Source organism: Amycolatopsis sp. CA-128772 (assembly GCF_002904295.1).
In the GTDB taxonomy this organism is placed as follows: Bacteria; Actinomycetota; Actinomycetes; order Mycobacteriales; family Pseudonocardiaceae; genus Amycolatopsis.
In genome coordinates, this window is the sequence record NZ_PPHG01000075.1 from 31,837 (window position 1) to 46,036 (window position 14,200).

General features: G+C 72.3%; 13 protein-coding genes. 7 read left to right on the forward strand and 6 right to left on the reverse strand.

Going from position 1 to position 14,200, the window contains the following annotated elements; all coding sequences use genetic code 11:
* The first annotated feature begins 12 nt into the window (after positions 1-12).
* A complete protein-coding gene (locus tag C2L59_RS28855) occupies positions 13-738 on the forward strand; it encodes a dienelactone hydrolase family protein (RefSeq protein WP_103352955.1) in 726 nt (241 codons plus the stop codon).
* Here C2L59_RS28855 and C2L59_RS28860 read toward each other — a convergent pair.
* Both C2L59_RS28860 and C2L59_RS28865 read right to left on the reverse strand, forming a co-directional pair.
* Positions 735-2,033 (reverse strand): M20/M25/M40 family metallo-hydrolase, encoded by a 1,299-nt coding sequence (locus C2L59_RS28860; protein ID WP_103352677.1) that lies wholly within the window; start codon positions 2,031-2,033, stop codon positions 735-737. The two genes, C2L59_RS28855 and C2L59_RS28860, sit on opposite strands and share 4 nt — an antisense overlap.
* Positions 2,026-2,853: a M55 family metallopeptidase gene (locus C2L59_RS28865; protein WP_103352678.1), complete on the reverse strand. Its 828-nt coding sequence runs from the start codon at positions 2,851-2,853 to the stop codon at positions 2,026-2,028. The genes C2L59_RS28860 and C2L59_RS28865 overlap by 8 nt, the downstream gene beginning before the upstream one ends.
* A gap of 179 nt (positions 2,854-3,032) precedes the next feature.
* On the opposite strand from C2L59_RS28865, the gene C2L59_RS28870 reads away from it, so the two are divergent.
* From C2L59_RS28870 to mptB, 5 genes are read left to right on the forward strand one after another with little or no spacing between them, the layout of a single operon-like run.
* A complete protein-coding gene (locus tag C2L59_RS28870; RefSeq protein WP_103352679.1) occupies positions 3,033-4,865 on the forward strand; it encodes an ABC transporter substrate-binding protein in 1,833 nt (610 codons plus the stop codon).
* A gap of 2 nt (positions 4,866-4,867) precedes the next feature.
* Positions 4,868-5,893 (forward strand): ABC transporter permease, encoded by a 1,026-nt coding sequence (locus C2L59_RS28875; protein WP_103352680.1) that lies wholly within the window; start codon positions 4,868-4,870, stop codon positions 5,891-5,893.
* The gene (locus C2L59_RS28880) at positions 5,890-6,786 is read left to right on the forward strand and encodes an ABC transporter permease (RefSeq protein ID WP_103352681.1); all 897 of its coding nucleotides are present in this window, start codon (positions 5,890-5,892) and stop codon (positions 6,784-6,786) included. The genes C2L59_RS28875 and C2L59_RS28880 overlap by 4 nt, the downstream gene beginning before the upstream one ends.
* Positions 6,783-8,432: an ABC transporter ATP-binding protein gene (gene nikE, locus C2L59_RS28885; RefSeq protein WP_103352682.1), complete on the forward strand. Its 1,650-nt coding sequence runs from the start codon at positions 6,783-6,785 to the stop codon at positions 8,430-8,432. Before C2L59_RS28880 ends, nikE begins: the two co-directional genes overlap by 4 nt.
* Before the next feature lie 47 nt (positions 8,433-8,479).
* Positions 8,480-10,015, forward strand: a complete 1,536-nt coding sequence (mptB, locus tag C2L59_RS28890; RefSeq protein ID WP_103352683.1) for a polyprenol phosphomannose-dependent alpha 1,6 mannosyltransferase MptB — start codon at positions 8,480-8,482, stop codon at positions 10,013-10,015.
* Here mptB and C2L59_RS48240 read toward each other — a convergent pair.
* The 4 genes from C2L59_RS48240 to C2L59_RS28910 are packed head-to-tail and all read right to left on the reverse strand — an operon-like array spanning position 10,012 to position 13,545.
* The gene (locus C2L59_RS48240; protein WP_370444792.1) at positions 10,012-10,296 is read right to left on the reverse strand and encodes a transposase; all 285 of its coding nucleotides are present in this window, start codon (positions 10,294-10,296) and stop codon (positions 10,012-10,014) included. The two genes, mptB and C2L59_RS48240, sit on opposite strands and share 4 nt — an antisense overlap.
* A gap of 35 nt (positions 10,297-10,331) precedes the next feature.
* On the reverse strand, positions 10,332-10,733 hold the full coding sequence (locus tag C2L59_RS28900) for a TIGR03668 family PPOX class F420-dependent oxidoreductase (protein ID WP_103352684.1): 402 nt from the start codon (positions 10,731-10,733) through the stop codon (positions 10,332-10,334).
* Complete coding sequence (locus tag C2L59_RS28905; RefSeq protein WP_103352685.1) at positions 10,730-11,629, reverse strand: LD-carboxypeptidase; 900 nt, start codon at positions 11,627-11,629, stop codon at positions 10,730-10,732. Before C2L59_RS28905 ends, C2L59_RS28900 begins: the two co-directional genes overlap by 4 nt.
* Positions 11,626-13,545, reverse strand: a complete 1,920-nt coding sequence (locus tag C2L59_RS28910; protein ID WP_103352686.1) for a prolyl oligopeptidase family serine peptidase — start codon at positions 13,543-13,545, stop codon at positions 11,626-11,628. The genes C2L59_RS28905 and C2L59_RS28910 overlap by 4 nt, the downstream gene beginning before the upstream one ends.
* A 77-nt stretch (positions 13,546-13,622) precedes the next feature.
* On the opposite strand from C2L59_RS28910, the gene C2L59_RS28915 reads away from it, so the two are divergent.
* Positions 13,623-14,198 carry a DUF3090 domain-containing protein gene (locus C2L59_RS28915; RefSeq protein WP_103352687.1) on the forward strand — a complete coding sequence of 192 codons (576 nt, stop codon included), beginning with the start codon at positions 13,623-13,625 and terminating at the stop codon, positions 14,196-14,198.
* Positions 14,199-14,200: the final 2 nt, after the last annotated feature.

Below are 14,200 nucleotides of genomic sequence, written 5' to 3' on the forward strand. Positions count from 1 at the left end.
GGCTCGGTGATCATGCCCACCCAGTCACTGCGGATCCCCACCCCGGACGGCCACGCCGACGCCTTCGCCGCCTTCCCCGACGACGGCGAACGCCACCCCGGCGTGCTGATGTACCCGGACGGCTTCGGCATCCGGCCCGTGCTGCGGGAGATGGCTCGCGAACTGGCCGGTCACGGGTACTCCGTGCTCGTCCCCAACCCCTTCTACCGCCACGGCCCGGCGCCGGTGCTCGACCTGCCCGGGCACATCGGCGAAGAAGCCCGGCCCGCGATCTTCGCCCGCCTGATGCCGATGATCGAGGCGCACACCACCGACCGGATCCTGCGCGACGCCGACGCCTGCCTCGAGTTCCTCACCGGCCGGCCCGAGGTCGCCCCCGGACCGGTGGCGGTGACCGGCTACTGCATCGGCGGCCTCCTGGCCACGCACACCGCCGCGGCCCACCCCGGCCGGGTGGCCGCCCTCGCCGCGTTCCACGCCCCGGTGGGCGCGGCCGGGCCCGACAGCCTGCACCGCCTCACCGCCCGGGCCCACTTCGGCCACGCCGAAACCGACCTGACACCCGGGGCGCTCGCCGAGCTCAACCGGACCCTCGACGCCGCCGGGATCGAGTACACCTCGGAGATCTACCCCGGAACCGTCCACGGCTTCACCATGGCCGACACCGACGCCTTCGACGCCGCCGCGCTGCGGCGGCACTGGGAAAGCCTGCTCGCTCTCCTCGACCGCGCCTTCTAACAGTTCTCGAGGAACCGGGCCAGGACGCGGGTGCCGAAGTGCAGGCCCTCGACCGGCACCCGCTCGTCCACCCCGTGCGCCATCGCCCGGTACGGGAACCCCTTCGGCAGCCACAGCGGCGCGAAGCCGTAGCAGTCGATGCCCAGCTGCGCGAACGCCTTCGCGTCCGTCCCGCCGCCCAGGCAGTACGGCACCACCACCGCCTCGGGATCCTCCGCCCGCAGGGCGGCCGCCATCGCGTCGAACCACGGGGAATCGACCGGCGCCTGCACCGGCGGCTGGTGCGCCGCGAACTCGCGCGTCACGCCCTCGCCGAGCAGCTCGTCCAGCGCCGCGAACAGCTCCTCCTCGGTGCCCGGCAGCACCCGCACGTCGATCTGCGCGGTCGCCGTCGACGGGATGACGTTCACCTTGTAGCCCGCGGCCAGCATCGTCGGGGTGGTGCTGTTGCGCACCGTCGGGACCACCAGCGACCCCGCCGGGCCCAGCGCCGCCACCGCCGCGTCCACACCGTCCGAAGAGGACAGATCCACCGGCACACCCAGGGCGGCGCCGGTCCGCTCCAGGAACGCCCGCACCGCCGGGGTCAGCGACACCGGCCAGCGGTGCCCGGCGATCCGGTTGAGCGCCCCCACCAGCCGGACGACCGCGTTCTCGTCGTTCGGGCGCGAGCCGTGCCCGGCCCGGCCCCGCGCGGTCAGGCGCAGGTGGGCCGTGCCGCGCTCGGCCGTCCCGACCGGGTACAGGTGCACGTCGCGGCCGTCGGCGGCGGGCACGTGGTAGGTGTAGCCGCCCGACTCGCTGATCGCCGCCGCGCAGCCGTCGAACAACGACGGGTGCCGGGCGACCAGCCAGTGCGCGCCCCACTCCCCGCGGTCCTCCTCGTCGGCGACGAACGCCAGCACCAGCTCGCGGCGCGGCCGCACCCCGCCGGCCAGCGCGGCCAGCACCATCGCCACGAAGTCCTTCATGTCGGTCGCGCCGCGGCCCCACAGGTACCCGTCGCGCACCTCACCGGCGAACGGCGGCACCGACCAGTCCGCGGGGTCCGCCGGGACGACGTCCAGGTGCCCCTGCACCAGCAGCGCGGGCAGCGACGGGTCGGTGCCGGGCACGCGCGCGACCACGCTGGCCCGCCCGGGCGCGGCCTCGAGGATCCGCGACGGGATGCCGAGGCCGTCCAGGAACGCGGCCACGTACTCGGCGGCCGGCCGCTCGGGGTTGGCGTCGTTGTTCCCGCGGTTGGTCGTGTCGAACCGGATCAGGTCCGCGCACAGCTCGACGACGTCAGCCATAGATGCCCTGCACCGCCCCGCCCGCGATCGCCGTGACGACCTTGAAGCACTTCATCGCCTCGGTCATGTCCGCCGCGTCGAACCCGACGCGGCGCGTGCCGATCTGCTCCACCGTCGGGATCACCGCGGTCGCCTGCGCCAGGTGGCTCGCGTCGAACTCCACCTCGATCCGGTGCGCCCCGACCTGCCGCTCCTCCCGGCCGGCGCGGGCCATCGCCGCCGCCGCGGCGGCGGTCAGCAGCTCCGCGGTGCGCGCCGGCGGCAGGCAGATCGCCGCGTACCGGCTCACGCACTCCTTCACCGGGACCAGCTCCGCCTCCGGAGCGTAATCACGGGCGTCGTCACACGTTTTGTCGTCACCCGAAACGAGCAGGACAGGGACGCCGTACTCCGCGGCCATGACCGCGTTCAGCCGCCCCTCGCTCGCCGGGACGTCGTCCAGCCACACCCCGGTGATCTGGTTCTCCAGGTAGGTGTGGGAAAGCACCCCGTCGAACCCCGCACCGGCGTGGTAACCGAGGAACACCACCCCGTCCACGCCGGCCTCGACGCCCTGCATCATCGACAGCGGCTTGTGCCGCCCGGTCAGCATTCGCGCCCGCGGGTCCAGGTCCTCCAGCAGCAGGTTCCGCTGCGACGAGTGCGCCTCGTTGACCAGCACATCGGTGGCCCCGGCCGCGTACAGGCCGGCCAGCACCGCGTTGACGTCGCCGGTGAACAGCCGCCGGAAGCGATCCCACTGCGGAGAACCGGGCACGACGTCGTCGGTCCAGGTGACGCCGGTGGCGCCCTCCATGTCCGCCGAGATCAGGATGCGCATGCCGGGCACTCTAACCAGCCCGCGGCGCCTCCGGACGCGGAATGCCCCCTTCCGGATGTCACGGTGCGTGATCGCGAATGGATCGATAACGATCGGGCACTCGGCGGGGCGGCAACATATTGCGCAGTTGTCCCGACATGTGGTTACTTCTCGTCTTCGGGGAGGCTCACAAGCGAACGATGGGGTGGTTTTCGGTGCAGTTCCAACGCAGATGCGGGCGGTTCGCCCGCGTGGGCGCGGTCGTCGCGGCCGCGACACTCGCGGCGATCCCGCTCGCCGTTCCCGCGCACGCCCAGCAGGCCAAGGTGCTGCGGGTGGCGCTCACCACCGGCATCGACCACCTCAACCCCTTCACCGCCGTGCTGTCGGCCTCCACCCAGATCGGCCGGTTCACCTTCGAGTTCCTCACCGTCCCGGACGCGGCGAAGGCCGAAGCCTCGCCCGCGCTCGCCGAGTCGTGGACCCCGTCGGCGGACAAGCTGACCTGGACGTTCAAGATCCGCAGCGGCGTCAAGTGGAGCGACGGGCAGCCGGTGACCGCCAAGGACGCGGCCTACACCTTCAACCGCATGCTCACCGACGAGAACGCCCGCACCGCCAACGGCAACTACGTGGCCAACTTCGAGACGGTCACCGCCCCCGACGACACCACGCTCGTCATCAAGACCAAGACCGTGCAGGTCAACATGAACCTGCTCGACGTGCCGATCGTGCCCCAGCACATCTGGGAACCGGTCAAGGACCTCAAGTCCCCCCAGACCGACACCCTCGCCGTCGCCGGCGTCTCCGACGGCCCCTTCCAGGTCACCGAGTACAAGCCCAACGAGTACGTCAAGTTCAAGGCCAACAAGGACTACTGGCGCGGCGCGCCGAAGGTCGACGAGCTGCAGCTGCTGCAGTTCAAGGACACCGAGGCCGCGGTCAACGCGCTCAAGCAGGGCGAAGTCGACGTCATCAACCGGCTCAACCCCAACCAGTTCGCCGCGCTGCAGGGCCAGCAGGGCATCACCACCAACGCCGCCCCCGGCCGCCGCTACGACGAGCTGGCGCTCAACTTCGGCGTCACCGACAACGCCAACAACCCGATCGGCGACGGCAACCCCGTCCTCAAGGACCTCCCCGTCCGCAAGGCGATCGCCCAGGCGGTGGACACCAAGACCATCGTGGACAAGGTGCTCAAGGGCCTCGGCCAGGTCGGCGGCGGCGTCGTGCCCGCCGTCTACGCCGCCTACCACTGGGACCCCAGCGACGCCGAGCGCATCAAGTTCGACCTCGCCGCCGCCAACACCACCCTCGAACAGGCCGGCTACAAGAAGGGCCCCGACGGCGTCCGCACCGCCCCCGGCGGCGCGAAGCTGGAGCTGCGCCTGACCGGGCACGCCAACCGCAGCTACGACCAGGGCGTCGCCCAGTACGTCACCGGCTGGCTCAAGGACATCGGCGTCACCGTCAAGCAGGACCTGGTCTCCGACGACGAGCTGTCCGACCGCACCTCCACCGGCAAGTACGACCTCGCCATCGGCGGTTACGGCACCAACCCCGACCCGGACTACGCGCTCTCGCTGCACACCTGCGCCGCGCGCCCCACCCCGGACGCCAAGGGCGGCAGCACCGACACCTTCTTCTGCGACGCCGCCTACGACGAGCTCTACAAGAAGCAGCTCACCGAAACCGACGACGCCCAGCGCGCCGGCTACGTCAAGCAGGCCCAGGCCCGCCTCTACAGCCAGGTCCCGACCATCGTGCTGGACTACCAGAACGCCCTCGAGGCCTACCGCTCCGACAAGTTCTCCGGCTTCACCACCCAGCCGCAGCCCAAGGGCGCCATCCTCGAGCAGACCGGCTACTGGGGCGTCTACGGCGCCACCCCGGCCGGCACCACGAACACGGCCGACAGCGGCAGCGGCAACACGGTGCTGTGGATCGTCATCGGCGCGGTCGTCGTGGTCGTCCTCGTCGGCGGCGGCATCATGCTCGGCCGCCGCGGCAAGTCGGCGGAGGACCGCGAATAACCATGACCGCCCCCGAACAGGCCGCGGTGCTCGCCGATCCCGGCGAGCACCGCGGCGGGACCGGCACCGCCCGGTTCGTGCTCACGAAGCTCGTCGAAGCCGTGACCAGCGTCCTGCTGGTGATCGTGCTGTTCTTCTTCCTGTTCCGGATGCTGCCCGGCGACCCGGCCGCGGCGATGACCCGCGAGCGCGTCACCAGCCCCCAGCAGATCGCCGAACTGCGCGAGAAGATGGGCCTCGACAAGCCCCTCCTCGTCCAGTTCGGCAACTACTTCCGGGACCTGTTGCACGGCGACCTCGGCGAATCCCGGCTGCTCAACAACGGCCGCCCGGTCGCCGACATGATCGGCGAACGCCTGTGGCCGACCATCCTGCTCGTCGGCAGCGCCACCCTGCTCGCCGTGGTCATCGGCCTGTGGCTGGGCATCCGCGCCGCCTGGCGCCGCGACAGCTTCTTCGACCGCAGCCAGACCGGGCTCGCGCTGACCCTGTGGTCGGTCCCGCAGTTCTGGCTCGGCCTGATGCTGCTCGTGGTGACCAACGGGTTGTTCCCCAGCCGCGGCATGCACTCACCGGACGCCGCTCCGGACTTCCTGTCCCAGACCCTCGACGTCCTGCACCACCTGGTGCTGCCGTGCGTGACGCTGCTGGCGGTGTTCTACGCCCAGTACATGCTGATCATGCGGTCGTCGCTGCTGGGGGAGATGAACGCCGACTACCTCACCACCGCCCGCGCCAAGGGCCTGCGCGACGACCTCGTCCGCCGCCGCCACGCCGTCCCCAACGCCCTCCTGCCGACCACCACGCTGGTGTTCATGCAGTTCGGCTCGGTGCTGGCCGGCGCGGTCACCGTCGAAGCCGTGTTCAGCTGGCCCGGCCTCGGCCAGCTGACCTACGACGCCCTGCACGGACCCGACCTGCCGGTGCTCCAAGGCGTCTTCACCGTGCTGGCGAGCGCGGTCGTGCTGATGAACCTGCTCGCGGAACTGCTCTACCGCGTGCTCGACCCCAGGGTGCGTACCTCATGACCACCGCCGAGACACCCCGGCAGATCGCCTGGGCCCGCCGCCGCGCGTCGCTGAGCAGGACCTGGCGCGAGTTCGCCGGCCAGCGGGCCGCGCTCGCCGGGCTCGTCCTGCTCGGCGCCACCGTGCTCGTGGCCCTGCTGCTGCCGCTGATCAGCGACCAGACCGGCCTCGACGTCACCAAGGCCACCGGGCAGCCGCTGGCCCCGCCGGACGCCGAGTTCTGGCTCGGCACCGAAAACTTCGGCCGGTCGGTGCTGCTGATGACCGTCTGGGGCACCCGGATCTCCCTGCTCGTCGGGTTTTCCGCCGCGCTGCTGTCGGTCGTCATCGGCACCCTGATCGGCATCACCGCCGCCCACTTCGGCGGCTGGGTGTCGGCCACCCTGCTGCGGTTCACCGACTTCTTCCTGGTCCTGCCCTCGCTGATCCTCGCGATCGCGCTGTCGGCGGTGCTGCCCAAGGGCGTCGGCACGATCATCATCGCGATCGGCCTCACCGCCTGGCCCAGCACCGCCCGGCTCGTCCGGGCCCAGACGCTGACCATCGAAAGCCGTCCCTACATCGAGCGCGCCCACGCCCTCGGCGGCGGCCACCTGCACATCATCGGCCGGCACGTCCTGCCCGGCGTGATGCCGCTGGTGCTGGCCAACACGACCCTGGTGGTCGGCAACGCCGTCATCGCCGACGCGACCCTGTCCTTCCTCGGCGTCGGCGACCCCAACTCCATCACCTGGGGCCTGGTGCTGGAGAACGCGCTCAACAACGGCGCCATCAGCCGCGGCGCCTGGTGGAACGTGCTCCCGCCCGGCATCGCCATCGTCCTCGTCGTCCTCTTCTTCACCCTGGTCGGCCGGGGCCTGGAGACCGTGTTCAACCCGAGGTTGAAGAAGTGACCACCCCGCTGCTGCAGCTCACCGGCCTCACCGTCACCTACGCGGTGGGGGACACCGACGTCCCCGCCGTCCGCGGCGTGGACCTCACCCTCGAACCCGGCGGCACCCTCGGTGTCGCCGGGGAATCCGGCTCGGGCAAGTCCACCGTCGCGATGAGCGTGCTGCGCCTGCTGCCGCGCACCGCGAAGATCACCGGCGAAATCTCCCTCGACGGCGAAGACGTCACCATCATGAAGTGGGGCCGGCTGCGCGCGGTCCGCTGGGCCGAGGCGTCGGTGGTGTTCCAGGGCGCCATGCACGCGCTCAACCCGGTCCGCAAGATCGGCGAGCAGATCGCCGAACCGCTGCGGCTGCACCCGGAGGCAGGCAAGGCCCGCACCGACGCCGAGGTCGACGCCCGGGTCGCCGAACTGCTCACCCAGGTCGACCTGCCCCCGAGCCGGGCCGGCGCCTACCCCCACGAGCTCTCCGGCGGGCAGAAGCAGCGCGTCATGATCGCCATGGCGCTGGCCTGCTCGCCCCGGCTGATCATCGCCGACGAACCGACCACCGCCCTCGACGTCATCGTCCAGGCCCAGGTCCTCGCCCTGCTCACCCGGCTGGTCGCCGAACAGCGCATCGGGCTGATCATGATCAGCCACGACCTGTCCGTGCTCGCCGCCACCTGCGAACGCATCGCCGTCATGTACGACGGGCAGATCGTCGAAGAGGGCCCGAGCGCCGAGGTGATGGGCTCGCCGAAGCACGACCACACCCGGGCGCTGGCCGCGGCCTTCCCGACCGTCGGCGACCCGGTGTCGCGCTTCGCCCCGGCCACCAGCACGCCGTTGCCGCCCGAACCGCCGGAAAGGGCGGTGGGGGAGCCGCTGCTGGCCGCGGAGAACCTGCGGGTGTCCTTCCGCGACCGCACCGGCAAGCGCATCGACGCCGTCGCCGGGGTCGACCTCACGGTGGCCCGCGACGAGGTCGTCGCCCTGGTCGGGCAGTCCGGCTCCGGCAAGACCACCCTCGCCCGTACCCTGCTCGGCCTGCAGAAGCCCGACTCCGGCGTGGTCCGCTACGCCGGGAAACCGGTGCCGGCGTCCGGCGCGGGCCTCAAGGCCTACCGCCGGCAGGTCCAGCTCGTCCTGCAGGACCCCACCAGTGCGCTCAACCCGGCCCACACGGTGTACGAGGCCGTCGCCGAGGGCCCGCGGATCCACCGGCTCGCCGACGAGCGCGCGGTCGTCCACCGGGCCCTGGAAGCCGCGGAACTGCGGCCGGCGGAGAAGTACGCCGACCGGCTCCCGCACCAGCTCTCCGGCGGCCAGCGCCAGCGCGTCGTCATCGCCGGCGCGCTGGCCCTCGAACCGTCGGTGGTGGTGGCCGACGAACCGGTCGCCTCGCTCGACGCGTCCGTGCGCGGCGAAATCCTCGGGCTGCTGCTGCGGCTGCGCCGGGAACTCGGCCTCGCGGCCCTGGTGATCACCCACGACCTGGGCCTGGCCTGGAACATCGCCGACCGCGTCGCCGTGATGTACCGCGGCGAGCTCGTCGAAACCGGGACCGTCGAGCAGGTCCTGCTCGACCCGCAGCACGAGTACACGAAGTCCCTGCTGGCCGCCCTGCCGGGCGGCACCGCCCAGCGCCGCACCGTCGGAACCTGATACTGCGGAAACCCCGGACGAGCGCGGTGTGTAATCTCCGAACGGAAATGGCGACCACCACCGACCCCGCACAGACGCCCTCGGCCGGACTGGCCGAGCGGCTTCGCGTGCCTTCGCGATTCCCGTACCGCACGATCGCGATGGGCACGGTCGGCAGCACGTTGCTGATGATCGCCGCGCTCGGCGCCGGCGGCATCCTGATCTCCGACCCGGTGCTCGGCCACGGCCCGCTGTCCTGGGTCCGCTACGGCCACGGCCGCATGCTCGCCAACGCCGTCCTCTACACCGGCTTCGGCCTCGTGGTGTGGGCCTGGGTCCGGCTTGGCCGCTACGTGCTGCTCGGCCGCGTCGGCAGCCGCCCCGTCCTGATCGCGGCCGGCTGCTGGATGGCGCCGCTGCTGGTCTCGCCGCCGCTGTTCACCCGCGACGTCTTCTCCTACCTCGGCCAGGGCGCCCAGCTGCTCTACGGGCTCGACCCGTACGCCAACGGTCCCGCCGAGCTCGACGTGCTGCCGAACGTCGTGCAGAACGTCCACCCGCTCTGGCAGACCACCCCGGCCCCGTACGGGCCGCTGTTCCTGCTCATCTCCAAGGGCGTGGTCGCCACCACCGGCGACAACATGATCCTCGGCGTCATCCTCATGCGCGTGGTGCTGCTGGTGGGGCTGGCGGGCACGCTGTGGGCGCTGCCGCGGCTGGTCAAGCACCTCGGCGGCAAGCTCCCGGTCGCGCTGTGGCTGGCGGTGGCCAGCCCGATGATGGTCATCCACCTCTTCGGCGGCCCGCACAACGACCTGATGATGCTCGCGTTCCTCACCATCGGCGTTCTCGCCGCCCTGGAACGCAAGCACGTCGCCGCGGTCGTCCTGGTCACGATCGGCATGCTGATCAAGCCCACCGCGGCGATCGCGCTGCCGTTCCTGGTCTGGATCTGGGCCAACCACCTCACCGGCGAGTCGAAGGTCCGCAACTTCCTGCGCGCCGGCGCCGCCTCGGTCGGGCTGTTCCTCCCGGTGTTCGTCGCCGGCACCTGGATCTCGCTGGGTTCGCTGAACCTGGGCTGGTGGTCCGGGCTGAAGGCCCCGCAGCTCATCGCGAACTGGCTCAACATCCCCACCGGCATCGGCGAGGTGTTCTACAACCTGGTCCACCTGATCGTGGACGTCCAGGTCTCGCCGTTCGTCACGGTCGCCCGCGCGGCCGGCATGCTCCTGCTGATCGCCATCGGCATCCGCCAGTGGTGGCTCGGCCGCGGCGGCGGCACCGAGGCGGTCTACCGGGCCGGGATTTCCCTGCTGGCGGTGGCGATCCTCATGCCGCCGACCCTGCCGTGGTACCTGACCTGGGGTTTCGTCCTGCTGTCGGCGTTCAAGTGGCAACCCCGGCACCTGGCCGTCGTGGTGGCGGTCTCGGTGTTCGTGACGCTGGTGTACTACCCGACCGGCGAGCAGGCCCTGTACGACTGGTGGTTCATCGCCGGCGTCGTCCTGGCCAGCCTGTACTCGGCGGCGTCCCTGCTGCGCCCGGACCCGCTGGGCATCATCGACGCGTGGCGCCGCCCGGAGAAGTTCCTGCGCGACTAGCTCCCGGCCCAGCCGCTCCAGGTGATGGCGGCATGGAGGACGACCGCTGATCGGTGGACGATGGCGAGCTTGTCGTAGCGTGTGGCCAGACCACGCCATTGTTCGAGCAGGGTGAACCGTCGCTCGACGACGTTGCGACCGCGGTAGATGATCCCTTCGACCATCGACCTGGCATCGGAGAACGGTCGTCCTTGTTTGCCGGTGCGGGCGGGCAGCAGGTCCTCGGTCAAGGCCCGCTGATCGTCGGAGAGCAACTGAACCCGCGACACGCTCGGCACCATCTCAGCCACCAGCCGAAGCCTTTGTCAGACACGCCCTAGCTCCCGGCCCAGCCGCTCCACGTGTGCACGTCCGTGACCACCACCGCGTGCTCCGGCGGCCGCTCGGCGTACTGCTCGTACTTCGCCACCAGCCACGACACCGGCTCGGCGCCCGGCGCCTCCACCCGCGCGACGCCGTCCGCGCGGGCCCACCACAGCCGGGACCAATCCTCGGCGTAGCCGTCGGCCAGGAAGCACACCGCCGGGTTCTCCGCGATGTTCCGCAGCCGCCGCAACGCCACCGTCGTCTTCGGTTTGTGGTCCACCGCGAACACCACCACGTCGCCGCGCACCGCGAACGTCACCGGCACCAGGTGCGGCACCCCTGAAGCCGACACCGTCGCCAGCCGCGCGACCCGCGCCGCCGTGAACCGCTCGCGGGCCTCTTCCGGCGTCACGTCAGCGCCGGGGCGTCGAACGTCAACGTCCCCAGGTCCGCGTCCAGCGTCACCGGCACGCCCAGCGGCAACGTCGGCGACGACGCCACGTGCCCGAACCCGAACTCCTCCACCAGCGGCACCCCCAGCGGCCCCAGCCGCTCCAGCACCAGCGCCCGGATCTCCGCCGGGTCACCGCACGCCGCCCACGACCCCAGCACGATCCCGCGCACCCCCGCGAACCAGCCGCTGCGCAGCAACTGCGTGAGCATCCGGTCCAGCCGGTACACGCTTTCGGTCACGTCCTCCAGCAGCACCACCGCATCCCGCGCCGACCCCTGCTCCGGCGTCCCGAGCCCGGCCGCCAGCAGCGACAGGTTGCCGCCCGTCAACCGCCCCGACGCCCGGCCCGCCACCAGCGCCGCACCGCCGCGGACCACCAGGGTGCGCTCCGGCTCGAACAGCGACCGCCGCAGGTGCTCCTGCGCGAAGCCGTCGAACAGCACGCTCGCCGGCATCGGGCAGAACAAACTGGACAGTCCCAGGTGGACGTCCACCGCCCGGTGCAGCGCGGTGATGTCCGACGACCCGGCCAGCACCTTCGGGCCCGCCGCCCGCAGCGCCGCCCAGTCCACCAGGTCCAGCATCCGCTGCCCGCCGTAGCCGCCCCGCGCGGCCATGACGCACCGCACGCCGGGATCCAGCCACGCCTCGGTGAACTCCGCCGCTCGCGCCGTGTCCGGCGCGGACAGGTACGGCGGTGACCCGGGCGACGAACGCACGCACGGCCCGACCCGCACCTCCACTCCCCAGCCGCGCAGCACCGGCAGCGCCTTCTCCACCAGATCCGCCGGCACCGGTCCGGCCGGCGCCACCAGCGCCACCGTGTCCCCGGCCCGCAACCGCGGCGGCCTCACCGCGACAGCTCCAGCCGCGCCACACCCGGCGTGCCGAACCCGAACGCCTGACCGTAGAACGACAGCTCGGCTTCCAGCGCCGCCACGATCGTCGCGGCCTGCCGGAACCCGTGCTGCTCCCCGGGGAACCGCTGGTAGGCGTACGGGATCCCGCGTCCGGCCAGCCCGGCCACGAACCGGTCCGCCTGCTCCGGCGGGCAGATCCGGTCCTCCAGGCCCTGCTGGAACAGCACCGGCCCGGCCAGCGCCCCGGCGTTCGCCAGCGGTGAACGCTCCACGTACCGCTGCCGGGCCTCCGGCAGCGGCCCCACCAGTCCGTCCAGGTACCGCGACTCGAAGTCGTGCGTATCGCCCTCGGTGCCGGTCCACCCGGCCAGGTCCAGCACCGGGAACATCACCGTGCCCGCCCGGTAGGTCTTCGTCGTCGTCAGCGACGCCGCCGCGGTGAACCCTCCCGCGCTGCCCCCGCGGATCCCCAGCCGGTCGCCGTCGGCCAGCCCGGCCGCCACCAGCGCCTCGGCCACCGCGACGCAGTCGGCCACGTCCACCACGCCCCACTGCTCCCGCAGCCGCTCGCGGTAGGCGCGCCCGAACCCCGTCGATCCGCCGTAGTTCACCGCCGCCACGCCGATGCCGCGGCTGGTGAAGTACGCGATGTCCAGGTCCAGCGCCGGCAGGTACTGCCCGGTCGGGCCGCCGTGGACGTGCACCAGCAACGGCGGCCGCTCGCCCTCGGGCGCCGAGAAGTCCGGGTTCCGCGGCGGGTACAGCACCACCGGCACGGTCTCGCCCTCGGCCGTGGTGAACACCCGCTCCTGCGGCACCGGCAGGTACGCCGCCGGCAGCTCCGGCTGCGGCGTCAGGTCGGTGACCCCGCCGTCGAGCGAAACCCGCACCACCGCCGGTTCCCGGGCCGGTCCGCCCGCGACCCCCACCACCGTGCCGCCCAGCGCGGTGAACGCGGTCGACGACCACGCCGTCAGCTCGTCCGCCACCGTGGTGACCGAGCCGTCCGCCTCGTCGAGCACCGCCAGCCGCCCCGACGCGAGCACCGCGTGCCGCCCGCCGCCCAGCGGCGCGAACCACCGCGACCCGGGCTTCCACAACGGCCCGCCCAGCTCCCGCTCCACCGGCGCGAGGTTCACCACCGGCCCGTCCAGGCCGATCCGGTGCAGGTTCCACCAGCCGTCCGGGTCCAGCACCGCCAGCACCGCCGACGGCGTCTCCCACTCGACCTGGCAGACGGCGACGTCCGCGCCGCCGGCCAGCACCCGGTGCGGCCCGAACGACCCGTCCCCGGCCACGGGAGCCACACACAGCTCGGTGCCGTCCCACGGCATCAGCGGGTGGTCCCAGCCGAACCACGCCGCGTGCCGCCCGTCCGGAGACAGCTTCGGCACGGTCAGGAAGTGGTGGCTCGCGGCCAGGACCCGCTCGCCGCCGCCGTCCACGGCGATCGCCACCAGGTCCCGCTCGACGTCGGTGGGCCGCGGCCCGGTGCTGCGCTCCCGCACCGCCCACACCTCACCCGGCCGCCCGGCCCGCAGATCGCCGTAGCGGACGCCCTGCGGTTCGGCCGGCAACGGGGTGAGCGGCACCACGCCGGTTTCGCTCTGCGCGTACACGCGCTGATCGGCCCAGTGCGTGAACACCACGGCACCGTCCACGGCCGCCCACGGCCGGCCGCCGTACTCGTGCAGCCGGTTGCGGACGTTCCACGGGGCGGCCACTACGTCCTCGGTACCGCCCGGCACCGCCCGGACCAGCGCGACCCGCCCCTGTTCACCGGGTCGCGCCTCGGCCCACCACACCTCTTCGCCGACGACGTCGAGCCACTGCGGGCCGCCACCGGCGGCGGCCACGTCGGCGGCGGTGATGGGGGACGACCAGGTTCCGTACGGGGAGATCCGAGACACCCCCCGAGGCTAGCGGCCCCGCGAAGCAGGGGCGGCGGATGCCGATCATGCGCCGGTGGCCTAGGGTCGTCAGTGCTATGTCTCGCGTAATCCACGTCTTCCGCCAGCCGGATCGGTTCGTCGCCGGCACCGTCGGCGAGCCCGGCGATCGCACGTTCTACCTCCAGGCGTCGGAGGACGTGCGCATCATCAGCGTCACCATCGAAAAACAGCAGGTCGTCGTCCTCGCGGAACGGCTGAGCTCGCTCCTGGAGGAGGTCGCCAGCCGGTTCGGCGCCGACGTCCCCGACGACGCGCCCGACGACCTCGTCGACCTCGACCCGCTCACGGTCCCGGTCGAGGAGGAGTTCCGCGTCGGCACCATGGGCCTCGGCTGGGACGCCGACAGCAGCGCGGTCGTCATCGAGCTGCTCGCCATCACCGAGGGCGAGGTCGACGAAACCGTCGTGCTCGACGACACCGAGGAGGGCCCGGACGCGGTCCGCGTCTTCCTCAGCCCGGCCGCCGCCCGCGCCTTCGCCGAGCGCGCCGACCGCGTCGTCAACGCCGGGCGCAAGCCGTGCCCGCTCTGCGGCGAGCCGCTCGACCCGGCCGGGCACATCTGCCCCCGGCAGAACGGCTACCGGCGCGAGACCGACGCGGGCGAAGACTGACG

Excerpts from the sequence above, each read along its gene's own strand:
- mptB (WP_103352683.1), top strand. The coding sequence starts at position 8,480 with ATGGCGACCACCACCGACCCCGCACAGACGCCCTCGGCCGGACTGGCC.
- C2L59_RS28855 (WP_103352955.1), top strand. The coding sequence starts at position 13 with ATGCCCACCCAGTCACTGCGGATCCCCACCCCGGACGGCCACGCCGAC.
- C2L59_RS28880 (WP_103352681.1), top strand. The coding sequence starts at position 5,890 with ATGACCACCGCCGAGACACCCCGGCAGATCGCCTGGGCCCGCCGCCGC.
- C2L59_RS28860 (WP_103352677.1), bottom strand. The coding sequence starts at position 2,033 with ATGGCTGACGTCGTCGAGCTGTGCGCGGACCTGATCCGGTTCGACACG.
- C2L59_RS28870 (WP_103352679.1), top strand. The coding sequence starts at position 3,033 with ATGGGGTGGTTTTCGGTGCAGTTCCAACGCAGATGCGGGCGGTTCGCC.
- C2L59_RS28875 (WP_103352680.1), top strand. The coding sequence starts at position 4,868 with ATGACCGCCCCCGAACAGGCCGCGGTGCTCGCCGATCCCGGCGAGCAC.
- C2L59_RS28865 (WP_103352678.1), bottom strand. The coding sequence starts at position 2,853 with ATGCGCATCCTGATCTCGGCGGACATGGAGGGCGCCACCGGCGTCACC.
- C2L59_RS28915 (WP_103352687.1), top strand. The coding sequence starts at position 13,623 with ATGTCTCGCGTAATCCACGTCTTCCGCCAGCCGGATCGGTTCGTCGCC.
- C2L59_RS48240 (WP_370444792.1), bottom strand. The coding sequence starts at position 10,296 with ATGGTGCCGAGCGTGTCGCGGGTTCAGTTGCTCTCCGACGATCAGCGG.